The organism is Bifidobacterium pongonis (assembly GCF_019331805.1).
In the GTDB taxonomy this organism is placed as follows: Bacteria; Actinomycetota; Actinomycetes; order Actinomycetales; family Bifidobacteriaceae; genus Bifidobacterium; species Bifidobacterium pongonis.
In genome coordinates, this window is sequence record NZ_JAHBBE010000019.1 from 22,613 (window position 1) to 44,683 (window position 22,071).

17 protein-coding genes and 1 tRNA gene are annotated in these 22,071 nt (G+C 61.8%); 13 read left to right on the forward strand and 5 right to left on the reverse strand.

Features of this window, described 5'->3' with window-relative positions:
- Positions 1-73: 73 nt before the first annotated feature.
- On the forward strand, positions 74-1,309 hold the full coding sequence (locus KIH75_RS05910) for an ROK family transcriptional regulator (protein ID WP_219055851.1): 1,236 nt from the start codon (positions 74-76) through the stop codon (positions 1,307-1,309).
- Between the two features lie 241 nt (positions 1,310-1,550).
- Here the strand turns inward: KIH75_RS05910 and KIH75_RS05915 are convergent, their stop codons facing one another.
- On the reverse strand, positions 1,551-4,274 hold the full coding sequence (locus KIH75_RS05915; protein WP_219055852.1) for an InlB B-repeat-containing protein: 2,724 nt from the start codon (positions 4,272-4,274) through the stop codon (positions 1,551-1,553).
- A gap of 361 nt (positions 4,275-4,635) precedes the next feature.
- Positions 4,636-5,013 carry a hypothetical protein gene (locus tag KIH75_RS05920; RefSeq protein WP_219055853.1) on the reverse strand — a complete coding sequence of 126 codons (378 nt, stop codon included), beginning with the start codon at positions 5,011-5,013 and terminating at the stop codon, positions 4,636-4,638.
- A gap of 139 nt (positions 5,014-5,152) precedes the next feature.
- Between KIH75_RS05920 and KIH75_RS05925 the strand changes: the two genes are divergently transcribed.
- From KIH75_RS05925 to KIH75_RS05935, 3 genes are all read left to right on the forward strand, one after another.
- Positions 5,153-5,800 carry a response regulator transcription factor gene (locus KIH75_RS05925; RefSeq protein WP_219055854.1) on the forward strand — a complete coding sequence of 216 codons (648 nt, stop codon included), beginning with the start codon at positions 5,153-5,155 and terminating at the stop codon, positions 5,798-5,800.
- 83 nt (positions 5,801-5,883) lie between these two features.
- Complete coding sequence (locus KIH75_RS05930) at positions 5,884-6,963, forward strand: sensor histidine kinase (protein ID WP_219055855.1); 1,080 nt, start codon at positions 5,884-5,886, stop codon at positions 6,961-6,963.
- 373 nt (positions 6,964-7,336) lie between these two features.
- Positions 7,337-7,597 carry a hypothetical protein gene (locus KIH75_RS05935; RefSeq protein ID WP_219055856.1) on the forward strand — a complete coding sequence of 87 codons (261 nt, stop codon included), beginning with the start codon at positions 7,337-7,339 and terminating at the stop codon, positions 7,595-7,597.
- 83 nt (positions 7,598-7,680) lie between these two features.
- Here KIH75_RS05935 and KIH75_RS05940 read toward each other — a convergent pair whose 3' ends face one another.
- Entirely contained in the window at positions 7,681-8,490 is an 810-nt protein-coding gene (locus tag KIH75_RS05940) for a TetR/AcrR family transcriptional regulator (protein ID WP_219055857.1), read from the reverse strand.
- A 182-nt stretch (positions 8,491-8,672) separates the two neighbouring features.
- Positions 8,673-11,225, reverse strand: coding sequence for a glycoside hydrolase family 94 protein (locus KIH75_RS05945; protein WP_236028078.1), 2,553 nt, complete (start codon positions 11,223-11,225; stop codon positions 8,673-8,675).
- Positions 11,226-11,363: 138 nt separating this feature from the next.
- Between KIH75_RS05945 and KIH75_RS05950 the strand changes: the two genes are divergently transcribed.
- Both KIH75_RS05950 and KIH75_RS05955 read left to right on the forward strand, forming a co-directional pair.
- Positions 11,364-11,437, forward strand: a tRNA-Ile gene (locus tag KIH75_RS05950).
- 187 nt (positions 11,438-11,624) lie between these two features.
- Positions 11,625-12,242 carry a DUF2335 domain-containing protein gene (locus KIH75_RS05955; RefSeq protein WP_219055858.1) on the forward strand — a complete coding sequence of 206 codons (618 nt, stop codon included), beginning with the start codon at positions 11,625-11,627 and terminating at the stop codon, positions 12,240-12,242.
- 74 nt (positions 12,243-12,316) lie between these two features.
- Here KIH75_RS05955 and KIH75_RS05960 read toward each other — a convergent pair whose 3' ends face one another.
- Positions 12,317-13,912 carry a PucR family transcriptional regulator gene (locus tag KIH75_RS05960; protein WP_219055859.1) on the reverse strand — a complete coding sequence of 532 codons (1,596 nt, stop codon included), beginning with the start codon at positions 13,910-13,912 and terminating at the stop codon, positions 12,317-12,319.
- 145 nt (positions 13,913-14,057) lie between these two features.
- Between KIH75_RS05960 and KIH75_RS05965 the strand changes: the two genes are divergently transcribed.
- From KIH75_RS05965 to prmC, 7 genes are all read left to right on the forward strand, one after another.
- Positions 14,058-14,948 (forward strand): carbon-nitrogen hydrolase family protein, encoded by an 891-nt coding sequence (locus KIH75_RS05965; RefSeq protein WP_219055860.1) that lies wholly within the window; start codon positions 14,058-14,060, stop codon positions 14,946-14,948.
- Positions 14,949-15,005: 57 nt separating this feature from the next.
- Positions 15,006-16,397: an APC family permease gene (locus tag KIH75_RS05970; protein ID WP_219055861.1), complete on the forward strand. Its 1,392-nt coding sequence runs from the start codon at positions 15,006-15,008 to the stop codon at positions 16,395-16,397.
- Positions 16,398-16,510: 113 nt separating this feature from the next.
- Positions 16,511-17,845 carry a 4-aminobutyrate--2-oxoglutarate transaminase gene (gabT, locus tag KIH75_RS05975; RefSeq protein ID WP_219055862.1) on the forward strand — a complete coding sequence of 445 codons (1,335 nt, stop codon included), beginning with the start codon at positions 16,511-16,513 and terminating at the stop codon, positions 17,843-17,845.
- 130 nt (positions 17,846-17,975) lie between these two features.
- Complete coding sequence (locus tag KIH75_RS05980) at positions 17,976-19,115, forward strand: 4-hydroxybutyrate dehydrogenase (protein WP_219055863.1); 1,140 nt, start codon at positions 17,976-17,978, stop codon at positions 19,113-19,115.
- 277 nt (positions 19,116-19,392) lie between these two features.
- Entirely contained in the window at positions 19,393-19,605 is a 213-nt protein-coding gene (gene rpmE / locus KIH75_RS05985) for a 50S ribosomal protein L31 (protein ID WP_003827752.1), read from the forward strand.
- 204 nt (positions 19,606-19,809) lie between these two features.
- Positions 19,810-20,898, forward strand: a complete 1,089-nt coding sequence (gene prfA, locus KIH75_RS05990) for a peptide chain release factor 1 (protein WP_219055864.1) — start codon at positions 19,810-19,812, stop codon at positions 20,896-20,898.
- Positions 20,899-21,001: 103 nt separating this feature from the next.
- Positions 21,002-21,883: a peptide chain release factor N(5)-glutamine methyltransferase gene (prmC, locus tag KIH75_RS05995; protein ID WP_420829182.1), complete on the forward strand. Its 882-nt coding sequence runs from the start codon at positions 21,002-21,004 to the stop codon at positions 21,881-21,883.
- Positions 21,884-22,071 lie beyond the last annotated feature (188 nt).

Consider the following 22,071-nt stretch of genomic DNA (forward strand, 5'->3'; position numbering starts at 1 on the left):
AGCGTCCCGAACCATCGGTTCGGCATATTCGATGCGGAAAAACGCAAGCGACAAGGCAAAGTGAGGAACGGTTATGGCTTCCCTTCGCAGGATCAATCAGGATGATCTGCGCAACCACAATCTTTCGGTGGTGATCGACACGCTGCTGCGTGCCTCCTCGCCGATGAGCCGCGCCGACCTTGCCAAGGAGACCGGCCTGACCAAGGCCACGATGTCGCTGCTGGTATCGATGCTGATCGACGCCGGTGTCGTGGAGGAGGGCGAGCCGCAGAGCTCGTCGAACTACGGGCGTCCGTCGACGCCGCTGGCGGTGGCCGGAGGGCGCGTGTGCGGCATCGGTATGCAGGTCAACACCGACGGTTACGGCTGCGTCGCGCTGGATATCAACCGCGACACGCTGTGCCACGAGTGGGTGGATGCGGATATGAGCGGTGTGGCGCCGGAGGACGTGTTCTCCAGGCTGGGCACCATGGCGGCCTCCGTGGAGCGCAAGCTGAAGCGCAAGGGTTGCCTCGTCGCGGGCGCGGCATGCGCACTGCCGGGTCTGGTCACGTCCAGAAAGCAACTGCTTATGGCCCGCAACCTCGGCTGGGAGAACGTCGATCTGACGGCGTTCGATGTCATGCGCAAATACGACGTGGTGCCGGGCAACGAGGCGAAGATGGCCGCCATCGCGCAGATTCCCGGCTATGCGTGCGTGCGTGCCGACTACTTGGATGCGGTCGACTGCACCGATTCCTTCCTGTACCTGTCCTGCGATATCGGCATCGGCGGTGCGCTCGTGCGTGACGGCGAGGTGGTGACCGGTTCCCACGGCTTCGCAGGCGAGATCGGCCATACGTCGGTGTCGCTGGACGGGCCGTTGTGCCGTTGCGGGCGCAGGGGGTGCCTGGAGGCGTACGCCGGTCGCCGTGCGCTGGTGCGGGAATCCGGTGTGGCGACGAGCGATGATGAGGCGTCCACCGTGGCGGCGCTCGACAGGCTGCTGGACGCGTGGCATGCGGATGACCCGCAGGCGGTGAAGGCCGTCGAACGGGCCGTCGATGCGTTGGTTTCGGCCATCGGTTCGGCGGTGAACCTGACGGATGTGGACACCGTGCTGCTGGGCGGATGGTGGATCAACTTCGGTCAGTCGTTCTACGAGACGCTTGAGAAGCGTCTGCAGACGCAGGTGCTGGGGGCTTCGGATATGCAGGTGAGCGTGTCCATGCCGCCCGTCGCCGACCATCCCGCGCTGTATGGCGCCGCGGAGGTGGGGCTGCGCCGCTTCATCGACAATCCGCTGGCGTTCATCGCCGAGAAGGCATGATGCGGGCGCAAAGCTGCGGATCTCGCATGTTCATCGTAGGCGAGTCGTAGATGAGTCGTAGACGAATCATGGTTCCGAAGCGCGGAAACATGTAATGGCCGATCAATATACAAGAAGGCCGATGCCCGTAACAGGCATCGGCCTTCTCATGTATCAGCCGTATCGGCTAGCCGGATGCGGCCGGCGGCGAGATTCCGCTATTCCGTGAATCGCGGGTGCCGAGGAATCCCGCCGCCTGGCATCACGCCTGCTTCTTCTTCAGCATGATCGCGGCACCGAGCAGCAGGGCAGCGGCGCCGGCGAGCACGATGGCCGCGACGGGCGCACCGGTGTTCGCGGTGGAAGCCGGCTTGGTGGTCTTGTTGGCGGCGGGCTTCGTGTTCGTGCCCGGGTTCGACGGCTCAGCCGGCGAATCGGCCTCGAACACGGCCTGGATGGAGACGCTGCCGTCGGGCATGGTGAAGGCGTTGTCGGCGATGGTGATATCGCCCTTGGTCACCTTCCACTCCTTGAAGTGGTAGCCCTTCTCAGCGGTGGCGGTCAGCTTGACCGTGGCGCCCTTGGCGGCCCTCTCGACGTTCGCGGAGGCGGTGCCGCCCTTGGTGGCGGACACGTTCACGGCGAACTCGGTGTTGCGCACGCGCCACAGCTGGGTGCCGTAGAACGGGTTCGCGGTGCCGATCACCATGTAGTCGTCGGTGTCGCAGAAGATGCGCAGACCGTGGTTGAACGGATCGCCGAAGCCTTCATCGGTGACGGTCTTCACGTTCACCTTGCCGTTGTCGGAGATCTCGAACAGGTTGAAGCCGCGCTTGGACTTGGACAGGTACGGCAGAGCCTTGGCGTAGGCCTTCAGGTTGGCCTTGGAGGTCAGCTTGACGAGGGTTTCGTACAGGCCCTTGAACTTGTCCGGAATCAGATCGCCGATGCCGGAGAACGCGTCCACGACCTCGCCGTAAGCGTTGGCAAAGTCGGCGGAACCCTTGTCGGAGAGCTGGGAGCCGAGCGCGTCGAGCTCATTGTTGATGTCGAAGAGCTGCGCGGCGTCGGAGGTGGAGGCCAGGCTGCCGGGGACGATGCTGCCGTCCTTGATGCCGTCGACCAGTTCCTTGGTCTGGGCCTTGGTCAGGGTGATGGCATCGTTGGATGCGGAGGAGTTCGCGTCGGCGGACTGCGGCTGAGCCACGGAGGCGTCCTTGGCGGCTTCGGCGCGGGCCCAGTCGACCAGTGCCTCGGGGTCGTCGGTGGACGGCATGGACTGTTCGGAAGCCTTCTCGTCGGCGCTCTGCGTGGAGACGGCGGAGGCCGGATCGGTCGGGCCCATGCCCCACAGCAGGCGCAGGAACACGCGCAGGTAGTGGACGGTGTTGTTCCAGTCCTTCTCACTCATGTTCAGGATGTCGCCGTTGGTGAACTGGGCGACCGGCTCCAGCAGGGTGGTGGTGTTCATGGTGGACAGGTACATCTTGCCCTCATGGACGGCGGTCTGCCAGGTGTACTGGTTCATGTGGTTGTCGTAACCGCTGCCGAGACCGGTGGTGCCGCCGTTCGGGAAGGTATCGTTGGCGTCGCCCACGAGCATTTCGACGTTCTCGTTCTTGTCCATGCGGTACAGGTTGACGGACTGCTCGAGGTTGGTGGCCTGGGTCACGAAGTTGCTCTTGGTGACGAAGCCCTGGAGCGCGCTGCTCACATCGTTGTAGTCGCCGATGTACAGGTAGTCGCCGTAGACCTGCAGGGTGCAGGCGCCGGCGCTCACGCGGCTCTTGTCAAGACCGTAGTAGTACTTGGCGCCCTTGGAGGTATCGCCCGCGAGCGGACGCCAGGTCCAATCGGCCTTGTTGGTCGGGTCGCCCTTGTTCTCGCCCACGTAGATGGCGAAGGAACGCATGGTGCCGGTTTCCTCGTTCAGGGTGCTGGTGTCGCCGGTGCAGACCACCACGTACAGCTTGCCGTTGAACTCCTGCACCTGGTAGATGCCGCCGCCGCCGTTGACGTCCTGGCGGTGGATGGCGGGCAGGTTGTCGAAGCTCGCCATATCGGCGATCACCTTGTAGGAGTTCGGATCGGACGGGGTGTTGGAGGCCACGAGCTGGGCCTTGCCCTTGCCGTCCGCGGTCGGCTTGAGATCGCCGGCGATCAGGGTGTCGCCGAAGGAGCCGATGGCGCGGGTGGAGGTGAACACGTTGCCCTTGACCAGGGAGCGGAAGCCGTTGACGTCGACGCTGTCGTAGACGCGGGTGAGCTTGTCGCCGTTCTCCGGGTCGACCTCATAGATGCAGGGGAAACCGTTCTGATAGGCCATGGCGGTCTGGATCTCCTGCTGGGTGAGCTCCTTGTCGTTGGTGTCCATGATCATGCCTTCGAAGTACAGCTTGCCGTTCATCTTGAACGCGCTGCGGAAGGTCGGGATGACGCCCTTGCCGCCTTCGATGCCGGCGCTCTTGGACATCAGGATCTTGGTTTCGCCGGTCTTCACGTTGAACTTGAAGAGCATGCCGCCGGCGCTCTTGCCGTCGGGCTCGCCAAGGTACATGTTGCCCGCGTACATGGTCTGCATGAGCGCGGTGGCCTCCTGCGAGGTCAGGCCCAGGCTCGTCATGTCGCGGCTCAGAATGGCCTGCACGCCCAGACCGCCGTACATGGTGCCGATGTACACCCAGTCGCCGTAGGATGCGGCGGCGTAGCTGTAGGACTGGCCGCGGTCACCGTTGCCGGTGGCGCTCAGGCCGGAAGTGTAGGGGGCGATGGTGCCGTTGCCGGTGTAATCGACCACGCCATCGGCCTGCTGAAGGCCCTGGTCGGCGTGGCTGACCTTTTCGAAGGTCATGCCGTTGGCGGCGTTATACGTATAGGTGGGATTCAGTTCGCTTGCTTCATCCGCCATGGCGGTGCTCGGGACTCCGGCGAGCATCATCGCACATGCGGCAATCGCGCCAATGCACGCGACGGCTTTGTTTCTCATCTTTGTTTTCTCCTTAAATGGCGAGACGTGAATAACGTCATCGACGGGGGTCTGGGCGTTCCGACGGCAACGACGGAAAACATGCCACGCATGGAAACCACAGAACCTCCATGCACAACGGTATCGGTGATTGTTGACAAGCCGTCATGGCAAATGTCTCGTGGAAACAGAAGAAAATAACAGCTTATTTCGTTGCAAACGTTGGCGTTTTACGGGATTGACGTTATTGTCAACGAGGGTTCGAAGCGGAGGGGGTAGGGGGCGTTGAAGGGTGTGTGCAGGGTGGGCGCCTGATGGCGGCCCGGCGATATCGTGAACCGGGTCGGCATCAACGCAACGGCCCGGCGTCTTCGAATGCCGGTCAGACCGTGGCGCGGTAGCCGGTTCCGTAGAATCCGCGATTGCTGCCGTCGCGGAACGTCAGGCACACATCCGTGTTCCGGCAGGGGGTGCGCGTGCTGTTCATCACGGCGATCTGATCCTCCTCGCTGAGCGGTTCCACGCTAGCAAGCTGGCCGTCGATATATTCCACCTGTATGTAGCCTTCCAGCAGCCGTTGTGTCAGCTGATCGCTGGTGGTGACGCCAAGCGAGCTGTCGACGCGGACGCCGTCGATGATGACATAGGTGCTTTCCGCGGCCATGGCATGCTGCGGGAAAGCGAAGGACAGTGGCAGCAACAATATGGCGCACAGCGCGGCGAATCGGTTCCGCTTGCTTTGATTCAAAGTTCCTCTCATCGGAAATGCTCCTTGTGATACGCGACGATGATGGGTTCAGCGTCAACGGTATGAGCCGCCGACCGATTTTTCCACCACATGTCACGATTTTCTTGACATGGGCAAGACCGTAAGATGCCGCCGGTGTACCATGACTGGCATGGGGGATGACACTATCGGTATCGCATTGGTCGACAACGACATTTGGTCGGCGAGCATGCTTTCGCAATGGATCGAACAGGCGTCGGCCGACTTCCGGATGCGATGGTGCACCCACTCCAGCGCGGACGCCCTGCACCGCTGTCTGTTCGATCGGAACGTGCCGGATGTGCTCATTGTGGATATGGCGTTGAACGATATCAGCGGCGATGTGGTCTGCAAGCGCATACGGCGGCGAAATGGCGATATCGGGTTGCTATGCATCACGGCTTATCCCACGGAACGCTATGAGCGGGACGCCATCGAAGCCGGCGCCCAGGGATTGCTGTCGAAGGAACGTCTGGTGCGGGACCTGCCCGCGGCGATCGTCCGTGCGGCTCGGGGAATGCCCATGGATGACCGGTTCATGGATGCCGCCGCCGCACATGAGATGCTGCAACGCGGGGAAACCATGCGCACCATGCTGAGCGATCGCGAGCGTGACGTGCTGCGACGGTATATGCGCGGGGACACCACGGCTCAGATTGCGCTGGCATTGCACGTCAGCCCCAACACGGTGTTCACCTATATCCATCGCATATTGAGGAAACTACACGTTTCCACAAGAAATGAGGCCATGGCCGTATGCAGGAAATACGATCTGGTATAGCAACGGTGCGCTCGCGGTTCGCCGGCAAAGCAGCGTCGAAATCATATGACGATGCGCTTGCCCTTGTGACGAGGGTTCTGTTCATGGGGCTGTTGATTGTCCTCATTGTGGACGAATGCGCGTTTCGGGCGGTCGAACCGGACAAGATCAGCCATGCGGTGTTCAGCGTCTGCGAAGCGGTTGTGCTGCTGATCGCGGCGTGGAACCCCACGGTGGGGAGTTGGCTGATTGTGATGTTCAGCCAGGCGGGCGGTCTGTTTGCGTTCGGCGCATCATCGGTGGTGCTGTTCGCCTGTCTGCTGGGAGTGGCGGTATTGGGATTCCGCGCGTTCGCGCAGGGGTGCGCGGCGACGGTGATATGCGTCTGCGAATACATCATGGTGAATTCGATTGATGGAAAACACCTGGTGCCGGTGAATGTCGCGCTGTTCGCCATGACCGTGTTCGTCTGCGCGCTCGCCGGTGCGCTGCTACGCCGTTCGCTTCGCGATCTGACGGTGGTCCGGCATCTGGCCAACCGTAGGAAGCAGGAGCGTTTGGCGCTCACCTTGCATAACGAGACCTGCAACGACGTGGCCTACATCATCCGCCGCATCGATGAGATCCGCGGAGCCTCGCGGTCGATGGGTGATCATGATATGGCGGAACTGCGGTCGGTTCTGGAAAACGTATTGAGGCAGACACGGTCCGTGGTGTCCATCATGGCGAACGACGCCGACGGCGATACGGTGATAGGCGGGCGAGGGGCAGTCGCTGCCGATCACGCGCTTCATGGAAGGGAACGTCAGCTGCGTTCGATCGCGACGAAATACGAGGAGCGTCTGCAGCGTTTGGGATTCGAAGGCGAGACCATCACCGACATCCAGGACGGCGGAATCATGACGGACAGCGACTATGCGCTGATTTCCGCCATGTTGAGCGAATTGTTCTCGGATATCGTCAAACACGCCGATCCGGAAGGCGGGTATTTCGTCACCATCGGTCTGACCTCGGCTCGATTCTCCCTCTCGGCGTGCGACAAGCCTTCCGAGAAGGAATCCGCTGCAGTACCGACGAAGATGGGTCTGCAACGTTATGCCGATCAAATCAAGTCCCGTGGCGGAACGATTGATATCCGTTCGTCGAAGGAGCGATGGGTCGTGGACATCGACCTGCCGTTGTAGTGCGTGGTCGCATTTTGAGTCTGTTGCGCGTCTGTGACGGAGAAACCCCGTCTTCTCATCCATTGTCGATTTTCTTGGGAATGCCTATAATCTCTTAAGGTCTCCTTAATGGGGGCGGAGCTTGATAGGGGGAGTATGCGTCAGAAATTGTTGGCAGTGGTCGTTGCTGTAGCCATGCTGTTGGGGATGGGCGTTGCTGCGCCTGCGGCATCGGCGAATCCTTTGTATGATTACGCGATACGTGTACTTAACTCACGAAACGAGTGTGAGCAGACATTGAAGAGGATTCGCCGTACATTGGTTTGGGGCGCGTGCGTGACCGCTCCCGTTGGCGTTACCTATTTGATTGGCGTACGCAAGTAGAGGTGTTGTTATGTTTGATTCCCAAAAACAACAATTGGAAGCGTTCAATCAGGCTTTGCAGGCCATGCAGTCGGTAAACGCGGAGGATTCGCCGTATGCTCATGCCTACATGGACAATCTGCTGGGGCTTGTGGAACGGTACAGGTCGGGCGAGATGGAGTGCGGCGAGCTTCTCGAACAGGCCATGATCGATATGGTTTCTTTTCAGCAGTTCCTTGATATGCGGGTGACCATGCTGGAAAGGCGTCAGGATCCGCCGGTTGCTTGGTGATCGGTTCGTTTCCGGAGATGCTATGTATGCCGCATGCGGTCGCAGACGTCGACCTGCCGTTGTGATCGTTCCGCGGGAACGGCTCAGGCTCGTGCGGACAGCGTCAACGGCAGCAGGCACTCGGTCTCCTGCTTCGGATCATGCTCCGAAGGGTCGAGGAAGCCTTTCCACTCGTTTTCCGGGAAGATGATGTCGGACAGGCTGATCCACTGTTCCAGCAGGTTCATCGAATCGTCGCCCAGCCAGCGGTATTGCAAGCCGTCCATGGCGCTCATCGCCAGGGTGTACAGGTCGTAGAAGCGATCCTCGGTCATGCTGGGCGGCATCAGCCAGTTCATCGAACGAATCATCTCCCACTGGCGCATATGACGTCCGATGAAGAAACTGTGCGCTGGGTGGGAAGGGCTCAATGCTTCGCCGTTCAGCACCGAATACAGTTGCACGAGTTCCGGGCGTTGCAGGTTGTACAGCACGATGTTCAGACAATAGCGCGGGTAGCAGTAGACGCGGTGTCCGTCCGCGTCCACGAATCCCGCGGTCACCGCATTGTATTCGTCCGCATCCGGAGTGTCGTAGCATTCGGACAGCACCATGTTGAGCAGGTCGTCCTTCGAGGAGATGTAATGGTAGAGCGCGGCTTCGGTGATGCCCAACTCGTTGGCGATGCCTTGCAACGACATACCCCAGAATCCCTTGATGGCGATGACTTTGACGGCCGCCTGCAGGATTTGCCGGTGACGTTCCTCCGGACTCATGCGTTTGCGCCTGACGAAGGTTTTGTCGCCCAACGTGTCCCTGGCCGTGGTCACATTGCTTTTGGAGGCTTCGGCACGCGATGCTGCGGGCCATGTACTTTGATCGTTCACAAAACCATCCCATGCCGCAACGCCCATACTTGCTCCTTGATTCCGTGCGATCGTGTGTTTCCGGGCCTGTGTGTTTTTTTGAGGGGCTGCCCGAAAACACTCCCATGATATTAGGGGATGTTGATGGTCTTGCGTTCCAAGCAAGGAAAATAAGTCGTTCGTGCGGGGAAGCCGGTCATATTGCCGGTCTTCCCCGCATACGAAATATGTCAGAACGTGACTTCGACCTCGACCACGTCGTTGCCGGCGGCGGGCGGCACCACATTGCCGTCGATGCGCTCGCCGTTCACGCTGACGGAACGCTCGCCGGTGCGCTTCATGCCGATACGGTAGGTCGTGCCGCGGAACACGCGGGTCACCGTAAGATCGGTGAATTCGGCCGGCAGATGCGGTTCGACCGCCAGGCCGTCAAGCGTCGGGCGCACGCCCAGCAGGTACTGCGAGACGTCCACAAAGGTCCAGGCGGCGGTGCCGGTCAGCCAGGAGTTCTTGCCCTCGCCCGGGGTGGCGGCTTCGGGGCCTGCGACCATCTGGCAGTACACGTACGGTTCCACCTTGCGCACGTCGGACTTGTCTTCCATGTACGCGGGGCAGTTGCGCTTGTATACGGCGAATGCCTCGTCGTCGTTGCCGGCCAGGGCGTTGGCGATGGAGATCCACGGGTTGTTATGGCAGAAGATGCCGCCGTTCTCCTTGTAACCGCGCGGGTAGGAGGAGATTTCGCCCAGTTCGATGCGGTAGGTGGAATAGGCGGGGGCGAGGATGGCGGTGCCCCAGTCGCAGGTCAGCTTGTTCTTGACGGATTCGAGAGCCTGCTTCGCCTTGCCGTCGTCCAGACCGATGCCCGCCATGACGCACATGCCTTGCGGCTCGATGTAGATCTGGCCTTCGGTGTCTTCATGCGTGCCGACCTTGCGGGAGTAGGCGTCGTAGGCGCGCAGGAACCATTCGCCGTCCCAGCCGGCGGTTTTCACCGCTTCGTCCACCGCGTTGATCTCGGCGCGTATGGTGGCCGTTTCCGCCGCCGTCTGTGCGCCGGTCATGCCGGAGGCTTCGCCGTAATGTTCGATGATGTCGGCGTACTGGCCGCCGTACAGTACGAACATGCCGCCGATGAACACGGATTCGGCGACGCCGGTGTCGTTGTTCTCAACGGTTTGGAAGCTTTCGCCCGGGGTGTCGGAGAAGCAGTTGAGGTTCAGGCAGTCGTTCCAGTCGGCGCGGCCGATCAGCGGCAGGCCGTGGGGACCCTTATGCGTGATGGTGAAGTTCACCGAACGGCGCAGATGCTCGAGCAGCGGGACTTCGGAGCCTTCCACGTTGTTGAATGGCACGGGCTCGGTGAGGATGCTCGTGTCGCCGGTTTCGGCGAGATAGGCGTAGGTGCCGGCGACCAGCCACAGCGGATCGTCGTTGAAGCCGCCGCCAATGTCGGCGTTGCCTTTCTTGGTGAGCGGCTGGTACTGGTGCCAGGCGGAACCGTCCTCCATCTGGGTGGAGGCGATGTCGATGATGCGCTGGCGTGCGCGCTGCGGAACCAGGTGCACGAAGCCGAGCAGATCCTGGTTGGAATCGCGGAAGCCCATGCCGCGGCCCATGCCGGACTCGTAGTAGGAGGCGGAACGGGACATGTTGAAGGTGACCATGCACTGGTACTGGTGCCAGATGTTGACCATGCGGTCGAGCTTTTCGTCGCCGGATTCGACGCTGTAGGTGCTCAGCAGTTCGGTCCAGTAGGCGTTCAGCTCGCTCAGCGCGGCTTCGACCTGTTCCACGGTGGCGAAGCGGCGGAACAGCTCGTGCGCCGGCTTCTTGTTGATGATGCCGACCTTGGCGGGATCGTTGGGGTCCTCCCACTTCTGATCTTTGGCGACTTCGATGTAGCCCAGCACGAAGACCAGCGACTTGGTTTCGCCGGGCTGTAGTTCCAGGCGCACGCGGTTGGCGGCGATCGGGAACCAGCCGTGCGCCACGGAATCGTGCGCCTTGCCCTCGGCGATGACCTGCGGGGTGTCCCAGCCGTTGAACTGGCCGAGGAATTCGTCGCGGCTGGTGTCGAAACCGATCACGGGGGAGTTCACCGCGAAGAAGGCGTAATGGTTGCGACGTTCCTTGAACTCGGTCTTGTGGTACAGCAGCGTGGCGTCGCTTTCGCGTTCGATCTCGACTTCGCCGGTGGACAGGTTGCGCTGGAAGTTCGAGGAATCGTCGACGGCGTTCCACAGGCACCATTCCACGGAGGCGGTGGCGTCGATGACGACGGGTGCGTCGGTGGTGTTGGTCACGTCGAGACGGTTGATTTCGGCGTTGGTGTGCAGCGGCACGAAGGCGGTGAGCTTGGATTCGATGCCTCTCTTGGACGATTCGAACACGGTGTAGCCGATGCCCTGACGGCAGCGGTAGGAGTCGAGCGGGGTCTTGGTCGGCAGGAAGGTCGGGGACCAGGTTTCGAGGGGCTTGGCGTCGGCGTCGGCGGAGTCCATCAGGCTCAGGTAGTAGCAGCGCGATCCGTTGTCGCCCGGAACGTTGTTGTAACGGTAGCGGGTGATGCGGCGCAGCTTGGCGTCCTTGTAGAAGGAGTAACCGCCGCCGGTGTTGGAGATCAGGGAGAAGAAGTCCTCGTTGCCGAGGTAGTTGATCCACGGCAGCGGGGTTGCAGGAGTCTCGATCACGTATTCCTTGGCGGCATCGTCGAAATGACCGTAGCGCATGGGTGTCCTTTCATCGGTGAAATGACGCGGGTGGGACGTATACTGATTCATATTCGTCCATTCGTCTTACTAAATAGGATAGCACGTTATTTATAAAGTTATAAATAACGTGCTGCAAGCGTGTTGCCGCAACGTCTCATCGGCGTGATGCCGTCAATATTCCGCGGTCGGGATATACTTCCACCTGTTGCCCTCGTAGCTCAGTCGGTTAGAGCAGCACCCTTATAAGGTGTTTGTCCTGGGTTCAAGTCCCAGCGAGGGCACAGCAGAGAACCCGCCGAAGCCGGCGGGTTCCTCCATATTCCAACCATTTTCCGGTGAGGGAGAATCGTGTAATCGGATCATGTGAATCAGCTGTCGGCATAGAAAGACGCAGATGGGTTTTCGTAGATTGTCTGTGTAGGATAGAGCTCTGTACGAGACTATTCCAAATATGCAATCGGAGGGGGCATGAGCAATGGGCAAAACGGCAATGACCGGTCGCAAGGCGGCGATTTCCAAGGGGATGCGCATGGGCCTGAAAACAGGACTGACCGGCCGGGTGGTTCGTCGGCAGGCGCCGGCGGTTCCGACCTCGGGAGAATTGCAGGCGATGGCCTGGAACAGAACCGGGAACGCGATCCGAAAGGCGTTGGAGACGCAGCGCTAGGGCATCGTGTTTCGATGACGCACATGGAAGTGACATCGGGACCGCTTCCTCCAGCTGCGGAACTCGAACGTTATGAAAGGATTCTCCCCGGTGCTGCGGATCGAATCCTCGCCATGGCGGAGCAATCATTGCAATCCGAAATCGAAGGGCAACGTGATATCCGCAGAATATACGCCGAGGACAGAAAGGCGGAAAACTGGTGCTTGAAATTCACCAGTGCCGTGTTCTCGCTGCTGATCGTGATGATATTCATCGTCACGGTGATTCTGTGGGCTTTGGGCATGAAAGCACAGGCGATGCTCAGTGTGGCATGCTTTATCGGCTGCTTGCTTCCGCGCGTCATTGATGCGATTAAAGGTCGCAAGACCGGTGACAATATGGCGCCGCCGTTCACTGGAGAGGATCCCTCCGCCGAATAGCCGCTGGCATCGTTGCGGCGTTTCCGCTCATCCGAATGACGGTACGTGTTCGAAGGGCGCCCATTTTCCGCATGTCAGATTGATTCCGGTTGGGGGAGGGTGCTGCCGAAACGCGAGAAACGGCAGGCATACCATAGTTCGGCGGTGGTGCCCGGATCGGTCAGGTCGGCGTTCAGTGCCTTGGCGATGACGCCAAGATATTTGGTCAACGTATGCCGATGCATGCCGGCCATGCGCGCGGCCTCCTCGGTTCTGCCACGGCTGCTCAGCCAAGCCCACAGCACGTCCACGGCGCGGATCGTGGTGGCGGCGTCATGATCCGGGGTGTGAGGGCCGGTGGACAGGTCGAATGTCAGGTCGGCGATCGGCGCGAGCTTCAGATCGGCGAACGCCCTCATCAGCGAAGGCTCCACCACGCTTTCCAAGCTTGCGGAATTCCGGTCGCTGCCGTAGCGAATCAACGGCGCCCCTGAGGTCAACGCCTCCGCCCCGGCCTGATACGCCTCATGCCGTGCTCTGGGCATATCGGCCCACGTCGCGCCCGACGATTGACCGACGGTGAGACGCCCGTCATGGGTCAGCTGTTCCGTCCACGTCCGCGCGTTCGACTGCGAGACGATGGCCCACATGTCGCCGTCCATCATGCCGAACACCGCAAGATTCGTGTTCTTGGCCAGCGTTCGGCGGAACGGTTCGAACAGTCGCCCCGCGTCCTCCAGCGCGTCCTGCCGCCCGATGATGCGCAATGCGACCAACGGCTGCACGGGCATGCCGTTCCACACGTCGTCGGCGAACCGGCGCACCGTATCGGCATCGCCTTCCAGGCACATCCGGGTCATGGTGGATCGCAGATTGGCGAGGGAACGGTTGGAATCGGCGGCTCCGTTGATGGCCAGCGACAGCAGGCTCGTCGCCTCCGCGACCAGCGGGTGGTCGATGCTGCCCTTGTTCCCCTTGCGCCCCGAAACAAGATAGCCAAGCGTCTGCTTGGTGGGGGAGGCGATGTGGAAGATGGCGATGTCATAGCCTTTCGCCACGGTGAATTTCGCTTCGCCGAGCACGCTGAACGCCAGCGCGTCACCCAGCGAATCCATATCCACGGGAATCGCATGGTGCGAGGAGGCGATGATGGTGCCCACAGGGTTCAGCAACGCCGCCCAGCCGCCGATAAGCTCGGCCAGCCGGGAGACGATCGTGCTCACCGGGTCGAGGGTGTGCACGCTGCGCAGCAGTCGTTGCTGATTGCGGTACAGGCGTGCGAAATGCTGGCTGGTGTCATCGGAGATGCCACGTGCCACGGCTTTGGAGATCGCGATGAACGGTGTGGCCAGAGGGACGCTGAACAGGGGAAGCCCGGTGGCTTCGCACTGGTAGACCAGCCATTGGGGGATGGCGTCGTGCTGCACGCCGATGCCGAATCCGACACCGCGCACGCCGGCTTCGACCAGTCGGGACGCGAACGCGCGGTGCGGATCGTCCGGCTGATCGTCGGGCATGAGCAGACCGGTGGTGAGCAGGATCTCACCGCCTTCGAGATACGCCGTCGGGTCGGGGGACTCCGAAAAATGCATCCATGAGATCGGCGCGTCCAATGCACCGGCATCGCCCTCCACAACCAGGGAAAGATCAAGGGAACGCTGCTCCAGCAACGTGTTCAAGGTCATCGCCATACGGCCAATCTAACCGGCTTTCGGCACTGTGTGGACAACTCGGCCATATATCGAACCTATTTTCAACAGAACGTCCATATCATTCACCGCCGCGGATTCCTATGGTGAAAGCCAACAACGAACGGAACACCGAAAGGAGCGCAGGATGACCACCCGTGGAACACTCACCATCGCGATGGCCCAAACGGGCCAGCTGTCCATCGGCAAGCCCTTCGGCGCGTTCGCGAACGATGTACGCCGTGTGGCATCCATGCAGAGCGCCGACGGGCTGGCCCCGGAACTCATCGTCTACCCGGAAATGCATCTCTACGGCACCGGTGAACTCGACGATGAACGCGCCTACCGCATGCAATGCGCCTCGGCCACCGACCTGCACGACGACATGGCCGGCAAGCTCGGCAACCTCGCTCGCGAACTCGGCATCTGGCTCATTCCTGGAACCGTCGCGGAACGCAATCCCGAAGGCGGCATCTTCAACACCGCACCCGTGTTCTCCCCGGAAGGCGAACTCGTCGCCTCCTACCGCAAGATCTGCCCGTGGCGTCCGTTCGAACGTTACACGCCCGGTGATTCCTTCACCGTGTTCGACATTCCCGGCAAAGGCCGCGTCGGCATCATGATCTGCTACGACGCCTGGTTCCCCGAAATCAGCCGCCAACTGGCTTGGCTGGGCGCCGACCTCATCATCAACCCGGTGCGCACCACCACCCCGGATCGTGCGCAGGAACTTATCCTCGCCCGCGCGAACGCCATCGTCAACCAGGTGTTCGTCGCAAGCCTCAACGCCCCCGCGCCGCAAGGCGTCGGCGAATCGCTGCTCGTCGATCCGGAAGGCGGCGTCATCGCGTCCACCGACGACGCGGACGATCACGTCATCATCCGCACCATCGACCTTGACGCCGTGCGTCTGGTCCGTGAACGCGGCACCGCCGGCAGCAATCGGATGTGGGAGCAATTCCGCCCGGGCGAACCGCCCATCCAGCTTCCCCTATACGAGGGCGCCATCGATCCGCAGCGTTGGCGCATACAGGATTGATCGGCGCGAACCGCCCGACCGGTCCGTACAGAACAAGTTGTTCAGGAAGGAACCGACATGACAGCACAGATAGTCAACGGCCCCGCCGTCGCACGTTCCGTCGCGCAGCCCGTCGAAACCGAAGGCGCGCTGAAACGCACCATGGGATTGCGTTCCGTGGTCCTGTTCGGTCTGGCCTACATGACCCCGATCATCGCGCTTGGCACCTTCGGCGTGATCGCCTCCACCTCGCACGGTGCGGCGGCCATGTCCTATCTGGTGGCCACCGTCGCCATGATGTTCACCGCGGGAAGCTACGGCCGCATGGCGGTGCTCCACCCGCAGGCGGGCAGCGCCTACACATATGTCGGCAAAACCATCGGGCGCAAACTCGGCTTCCTCGTCGGGTGGGCGATGCTGCTCGACTACATGTTCCTGCCCATGGTGGTGTGGCTGATCGGAGCCTCCTACCTGAACGCGCAGTTCCCGGCGGTGCCGATCCAGGCGTGGGTGCTCGGCTTCATCGTGCTCACCACCGCCATCAACGTCATCGGACTCAACGTGGCGGACAAGATCAACTACGCGCTGATGCTGTTCCAGGCGCTTGTGATCGTCATCTTCATGATGCTTTCCATCCGATCCGTCATGGGAGGCATGGGCACAGGAACGCTGTTCAGCACCCTGCCGTTCACCGGCAACGGTTCGTCGCCGTCCGTGATCGTGGCCGGAGCCGCCATCGCCGCCTACTCCTTCCTCGGATTCGACGCGGTCACCACGATGAGTGAGGAAACGCGCGACGCCCGCCACACCATTCCCAAGGCGATCATGCTGGTCGCGCTCATCGGCGGTCTGATCTTCGTGGGCATCGCCTACATCACCCAGCTGGTGCATCCGGGCGGCATGTTCGACGACGAATCGTCCGCGGCCTACGAGATCGCCACCCAGGTGGGAGGCAACCTCTTCACCTCCGTGTTCATCGCGGGACTGTGCTTCGGCCAGTTCACGTCCGGCATCGCCACCCAGGCCTCCGCATCCCGTCTGCTGTACGTGATGGGCCGCGACGGCGTTCTGCCCAAGCGGATCTTCGGCAAGCTGGGCAAGCGTTTCGGCACCCCGGTGCTCAGCATCCTGCTGGTCGCCTGCGTCGGCCTGATCGCCCTGTTCCTCGACGTCGCCACCTCCACATCCTTCGTGAACTTCGGCGCCTTCACCGCCTTCACCCTGGTCAACGTGTGCGTCATCTGCGCCTACGCCAAGGCGGATGCGGCGGAACGCAAGGAGCATTTCCGCGGCGGCGTATGGCTCAACGTGCTGGCCCCGGCCATCGGCGCCGTGTGCTGCGCCTACCTGCTGCTGCACCTCGACATCCACGCGGTCGAACTCGGCCTCTCCTGGCTCGCCATCGGCATCATCGTCCTCGCGGTGCTCACCCGAGGGTTCCGCCGCAACCCGCCGGAATACGGCGACTGAGCCGAATAGCCGAATAAGCGGATAACCGAATAATCCGTGAACCCGCCAGCAAGGCGGTGCCACCATCAACCACCAAGACTTTTCGAATATCACCAACAACGAAAGGAACCATCATGTCAGTCCCACAGGTCGCACGCAACATCGTCACCGCCATCCCCGGTCCGAAGTCCAAGGCGTTGGAAGAGGAACACAAGAAGTATGTGAGCGCGGGCGTCGGCCAGGGCATGCCGATCTTCGCGGAAAGCGCCTCCGGCTCCACCATCACCGACGTCGACGGCAACCGCTTCATCGACCTCGCCTCCGGCATCGCCGTCACCGGCGTCGGCAACTGCGCACCGGAAGTCGTCAAAGCCGTTCAGGATGAAGTCACCAAACTGACGCACACGAACTTCGCCACCACCCCGTACGCCAACTACATCGACGTGTGCAAGAAGCTCGCCGAACACACGCCCGGCGACTTCCCCAAGAAGAGCGTACTGGTCAACTCCGGTGCGGAAGCGGTCGAAAACGCCATCAAGATCGCCCGCAGATACACCGGTCGTTCCGCCGTCGTGGTGATGGAGAACGCGTTCCACGGCCGTACCAACCTGACCATGGCCATGACCACCAAGTCCATGCCGTACAAGCAAGGTTTCGGCGCTTTCGCCCCGGACATCTACCGCGTGCCGTTCTCCTACCCGCTGCGCGACGCCTTCGGGGCCGACGGTGCAGCCGCAGCCAAAGCCGCCGCCGACAAGATCGAACTGCTGGTCGGCTCCGCCAACGTGGCCGCCATCATCGCCGAACCGATCCAGGGCGAAGGCGGCTTCATCGTCCCGGCCGAAGGCTTCCTGTCCGGACTGGCCGACTGGGCCCACGCGCACGACGTGCTGTACATCTCCGACGAAATCCAGGCCGGCTTCTGCCGTTCCGGCAAGTGGTTCGCCTGCGAGTACGACGGCGTCGTTCCCGATCTCATCACCACCGCGAAGGCGCTCGGCGGCGGTATGCCGATCGCCGCGGTCACCGGTCGCGCCGACATCATGGACGCCGTGCAGCCCGGCGGCATCGGCGGCACCTACGGTGGCAACCCGGTATCCTGCGCTTCGGCGCTCGCCGCGGTGGGCATCATGGAAAAGCTCGACCTGCCGGCGAAGGCCGCGCATATCGGTGAAGTCGTGGACGGTCTGCTCAAGCCGCTCGTCGGCGAAGTGCCGACCGTGGCCGAAGTGCGCGGGCGCGGTGCCATGATCGGCATCGAATTCGTCAAGGCGGGTACGATGGGACCGAACAAGGAACTTGTCGGCCGCATTACGAAGCGCACGATTCAGGAAGGTCTGATCATGCTGACCTGCGGCATCAACGGCAACGTGATCCGTCTGCTGCCGCCGCTGGTCATCACCGACGATGAACTGACCGAGGCCGTCGAGGTGCTCAAGGAGATCATCATCGAGGAAAGCGCCAAGTAAGCCGCCGACCCGCCCCAAGCGGGTTCCGGAACGCGCACGAAGCGGTGTGCGTCAATAGCCGAATGACAAGGCGTGTGCCGGTCGCTCCAGGTCAGGGGAGGCCGGCGCACGCGGGAAAGGAACGTGACCGATGAAACTGCTTACCGTCGGACCGGACAACATCTACTCCTTCGACACGGTCAAGGAATTCGCCGAATCCTTCCGGCTGGGCCCCACGGACCTGCTGGTGAGCATCGAGGCGATCTACACGAGGTTCCTCGAACCGTATGCGAACGGCGCGAACGTCATCCTGGTCGACAAATACGGCGCCCAGGAGCCGACCGACGTCATGATCGACGAGTTCATCAAGGATGCCGGCGAATACGAGTACGACCGCATCGTCGCCATCGGCGGCGGTGCCGTGATGGACATGTCGAAGATCGTCGCCGTGGCGGGCGGCGCGTCCATCGACGAGGTGATCGACCATCTGCCGCAGTTCACGCGCAAAGTGCGCCTCGTGCTCGTGCCGACCACCTGCGGCACCGGTTCCGAAGTCACGGAGATCGCGGCCATCAACCGTACCCGTCTCGGCTGCAAGGCCGGCGTCGCCAGCCCGGAGATGTTCGCGGACGACGCCGTGCTCATCCCCGAACTGCTGTACGGCCTGCCGGACCATGTGTTCGCCACCAGCTCGCTCGACGCGCTCGTACATTCCGTGGAATCGACGCTGTCGCCGAACGCCACGCCGTATACCAGGATGTTCGGCTATGAGGCCATGAAGATGATCGTCGGCGGCTATAAGGCGGTGGTCGAGGCCGGTCCCGCCGGTTCGCCGGAACGTCGTGCCAAGCGCAACGAGCTGATGGGCGATTTCCTCATCGCCTCCGATTATGCGGGCATCAGCTTCGACACCGGCGGCTGCGCGGCGGTGCACGCGTTGAGCTACCAGCTCGGCGGCAAATACCATGTGCCGCACGGCGAATCCAACTACGCCATGTTCACCGGCGTGCTCCGCAACTATATGGAGATCAAATCGGACGGCGAGATCGCCAAGCTCAACCGGTACCTCGCCGAGATCCTCGACTGCGACGAGGCCGATGTGTACGACGCGCTGGAGGCGCTCATCGACCAGCTGCTGCCGAAGAAGGCCCTGCACGAGTATGGCGTGACCGAGGAGGATCTGCCGGAATTCGCCGACCGCGTGATGAAAACCCAGGAACGCCTGATGAAGAACTGCTTCGTGCCGCTCGATTACGATCGGGTGCTCAAGATCTTCACCGAGCTGTATTGATCGTCGGCCGGCCTCCGGCCGACTTGTTGGTGAGGGAATCGCCCGTCCAAGCCGCACGCCGCGCCCCGCGGGGCCGCGATGCGGAAGGACGGGCGATTTCTCATGCCGCCTGTACCGTTTTTCCATGCCGTTCCAGCGCGGTTCCCGCGCCGTTTCCCGCCGGGTTCGGCCATAAGCCGCCGGTGTCCCAGCCATCGTCTACCCTTGCTGAGGTTCCGGTTCACGCCAGCCAAAGGGGCGAGGCGACCCGGGTCACCTGAATTCCCTAGGAGACACTATGAAGCAGGGTATCCATCCCGATTACCATGCCGTCGAAGTCCTGTGCTCGTGCGGCAACACCTTCGTCACCCGTTCCACCGCCAAGGGCGACCACATGACGGTCGACGTGTGCGCGAAGTGCCACCCCTTCTACACCGGCAAGCAGAAGATTCTCGACACCGGTGGCCGCGTTGCTCGCTTCGAGAAGCGCTACGGCAAGAAGAGCAAGTAGCTTATCGAACGCCAGCCCGTTTCCGTTCCGGTGCGTGCCAACGCACCCGGCTCCGGAGGGGGCTGGCGTTTTCGTATTCTCAAAGGGGTTTCCAACCCTGCACCCTTCGCGGAAGGCATCGCCTCGTAGAACGCGATCCACGCCCGCGTCTCCAACCGTTACATTCGCAAACAACGCAAACATTCGCAAGCATCAAGGAAGCACATGGCAGACGAACAGTTCCCCGCGGCGCAATCCGCGTTGAAGGAATACCAATCGCTCGAAGAGCAGATGGCCAGCCCCGAAGTGGTGACCGATCCGAACAAGATGCGCAAGCTCGGCCGTCGTCATGCCGAACTGGGCGGCATCGTCAACGCATACAACGCGTATCTCGCCGTGAAGAACGACCTTGAGGCCGCCAAGGAAATGGCCGCCGAGGATCCCGATTTCGCAGCCGAAGCCAAAAGACTCGAAGGCGAACTGCCCGAAGTGGAGGAGAAACTGCGCACCGCGCTCATCCCGCGCGACCCGGATGACGCACGCGACACGATCATGGAGATCAAAGCCGGTACCGGCGGCGAAGAAGCGGCGCTGTTCGCGGGCGATCTGCTGCGCATGTACACCCGGTACGCCGAAAAGCGCGGCTGGACCGTCACCGTGCAATCCGAAAACACCACGGAACTCGGCGGCGTCAAGGACGTTCAGGTCGCCATCCGCGCCAAAGGCACGCCCGCGCCGGAAGACGGCGTGTGGGCGTCGCTGAAATACGAAGGCGGCGTGCACCGCGTGCAGCGCGTCCCCGTCACCGAATCGCAGGGACGCATCCAGACCTCCGCGGCGGGCGTCATCGTGTTCCCCGAAGCCGACGACGACAACGACGAGATCGAAATCGATCCGAAAGACCTGAAGATCGACATCTTCATGAGCTCCGGACCGGGCGGCCAGTCCGTGAACACCACGTATTCCGCCGTGCGCATGACGCACATCCCCACCGGCATCACGGTGAACATGCAGGACGAAAAGTCGCAGATCCAGAACCGTGCCGCCGCGCTGCGCGTGCTCAAATCCCGACTGCTCGCCATGAAGCACGAGCAGGAGGCCGCCGAAGCCGCCGACATGCGCCATTCGCAGGTCCGCTCCCTCGACAGGTCCGAGCGCATCCGCACCTACAACTTCCCAGAGAACCGCATCGTCGACCATCGTACGAACTACAAGGCGTACAACCTCGACGCGGTGCTCGACGGCGACCTGCAGGCCGTCATCGACTCCGACATCCAGGCGGATGAGGCCGAAAGGCTCGCCCACCAGCAGTGAGCGCGAACGACGTCTTCGCCCAGAACCGGGCGAGGCGGCTTTTTCATGGAACGATTCATGGCACAGGCCGGGAACGGTAGAGGGAAAAGGAAACGGAAGGATGATGGACGAAACCATCGCAGCGGCGGCCGCCACCCTGAAGGAAGCGGGAGTGGATACGCCGGAACACGACGCGAAACTCCTATTCGCCGAAGCGGCGGGCTGCGATCTGCGCGACGTGGACAAAGCCATGCTCATGGGGGAGAGCCTCGATTACAGCGCCGAGACGTTCGACACGATGATCGCACGACGCGCGAAACGCGAACCATTGCAATACATCGTGGGTCACACGCCATTCCGCTACCTCGACCTCAAGGTCGGGCCGGGCGTGTTCATCCCGCGCCAGGAAACCGAACTCGTGGTGCAGGAAGGCATCGACTGGATCACCAAAAACAGGCTGTACAACCCGCGCGTGGTCGACCTGTGCGCAGGATCGGGCGCCATCGGCCTCGCCATCGTCACCGAAGTGCAAGGCAGCCACGTCTGGGGTGTGGAAATCAGCCCGCAAGCCGTGGCATGGACCCGCAAAAACATCGAAGCAACCATGCGGCGCTGGCCGGCGCTCGCCTCCAACTACGAACTGGAAATAGGCGACGCCACCAGCCCCACCACGCTGGACAAGCTCGACGGAACCATCGACATGGTCATCACGAATCCGCCGTACGTGCCGCAAAGCGAAATCCCCGAACAGCCCGAAGTGCGCGACCATGATCCCGAACTCGCGCTGTACGGCGGTAACCTGGATGGCACCCTGATCCCCGAACGCATCATCAGACGAGCGGCCAAACTGTTGAAGCCGCAAGGTCTGTTCGTCATGGAACACGACATTTCGCAAGGTGATCGCCTCGCCGCGTTCGCCGGTGCCAACGGTTTCGGCGAAGTGCACATCCGCAACGATTACACCGGTCGACCCCGGTATCTCGTCGCCGTGCGCTCCGGCGACTGACGGCCGATTCCCGCGTGCGGTGTTGCCACAGGCAGGAAACGGTCCGTCGCAACCACCAGCCATTACCAGCCGTCATGCCCGGCGAGTCCGCCATGTAGAAGATATTGCACAGGCCGTCGGGCACCCGCATATGATGAGTGGCTGCATCAAGGTCGGCAAGACTGCAACAGGTCAGAGGACCATAAGGA

What these genes read in the sequence shown, in the direction of transcription:
- KIH75_RS05935 (WP_219055856.1), top strand. Translation starts at nt 7,337, where the DNA reads ATGTTTGATTCCCAAAAACAACAATTGGAAGCGTTCAATCAGGCTTTG.
- KIH75_RS05955 (WP_219055858.1), top strand. Translation starts at nt 11,625, where the DNA reads ATGAGCAATGGGCAAAACGGCAATGACCGGTCGCAAGGCGGCGATTTC.
- KIH75_RS05915 (WP_219055852.1), bottom strand. Translation starts at nt 4,274, where the DNA reads ATGAGAAACAAAGCCGTCGCGTGCATTGGCGCGATTGCCGCATGTGCG.
- KIH75_RS05945 (WP_236028078.1), bottom strand. Translation starts at nt 11,225, where the DNA reads ATGAATCAGTATACGTCCCACCCGCGTCATTTCACCGATGAAAGGACA.
- prfA (WP_219055864.1), top strand. Translation starts at nt 19,810, where the DNA reads ATGGCAGACGAACAGTTCCCCGCGGCGCAATCCGCGTTGAAGGAATAC.
- KIH75_RS05965 (WP_219055860.1), top strand. Translation starts at nt 14,058, where the DNA reads ATGACCACCCGTGGAACACTCACCATCGCGATGGCCCAAACGGGCCAG.
- KIH75_RS05970 (WP_219055861.1), top strand. Translation starts at nt 15,006, where the DNA reads ATGACAGCACAGATAGTCAACGGCCCCGCCGTCGCACGTTCCGTCGCG.
- KIH75_RS05925 (WP_219055854.1), top strand. Translation starts at nt 5,153, where the DNA reads ATGGGGGATGACACTATCGGTATCGCATTGGTCGACAACGACATTTGG.
- KIH75_RS05940 (WP_219055857.1), bottom strand. Translation starts at nt 8,490, where the DNA reads ATGGGCGTTGCGGCATGGGATGGTTTTGTGAACGATCAAAGTACATGG.
- KIH75_RS05920 (WP_219055853.1), bottom strand. Translation starts at nt 5,013, where the DNA reads ATGAGAGGAACTTTGAATCAAAGCAAGCGGAACCGATTCGCCGCGCTG.
- prmC (WP_420829182.1), top strand. Translation starts at nt 21,002, where the DNA reads ATGGACGAAACCATCGCAGCGGCGGCCGCCACCCTGAAGGAAGCGGGA.
- KIH75_RS05910 (WP_219055851.1), top strand. Translation starts at nt 74, where the DNA reads ATGGCTTCCCTTCGCAGGATCAATCAGGATGATCTGCGCAACCACAAT.
- KIH75_RS05930 (WP_219055855.1), top strand. Translation starts at nt 5,884, where the DNA reads ATGGGGCTGTTGATTGTCCTCATTGTGGACGAATGCGCGTTTCGGGCG.
- KIH75_RS05980 (WP_219055863.1), top strand. Translation starts at nt 17,976, where the DNA reads ATGAAACTGCTTACCGTCGGACCGGACAACATCTACTCCTTCGACACG.
- gabT (WP_219055862.1), top strand. Translation starts at nt 16,511, where the DNA reads ATGTCAGTCCCACAGGTCGCACGCAACATCGTCACCGCCATCCCCGGT.
- KIH75_RS05960 (WP_219055859.1), bottom strand. Translation starts at nt 13,912, where the DNA reads ATGGCGATGACCTTGAACACGTTGCTGGAGCAGCGTTCCCTTGATCTT.
- rpmE (WP_003827752.1), top strand. Translation starts at nt 19,393, where the DNA reads ATGAAGCAGGGTATCCATCCCGATTACCATGCCGTCGAAGTCCTGTGC.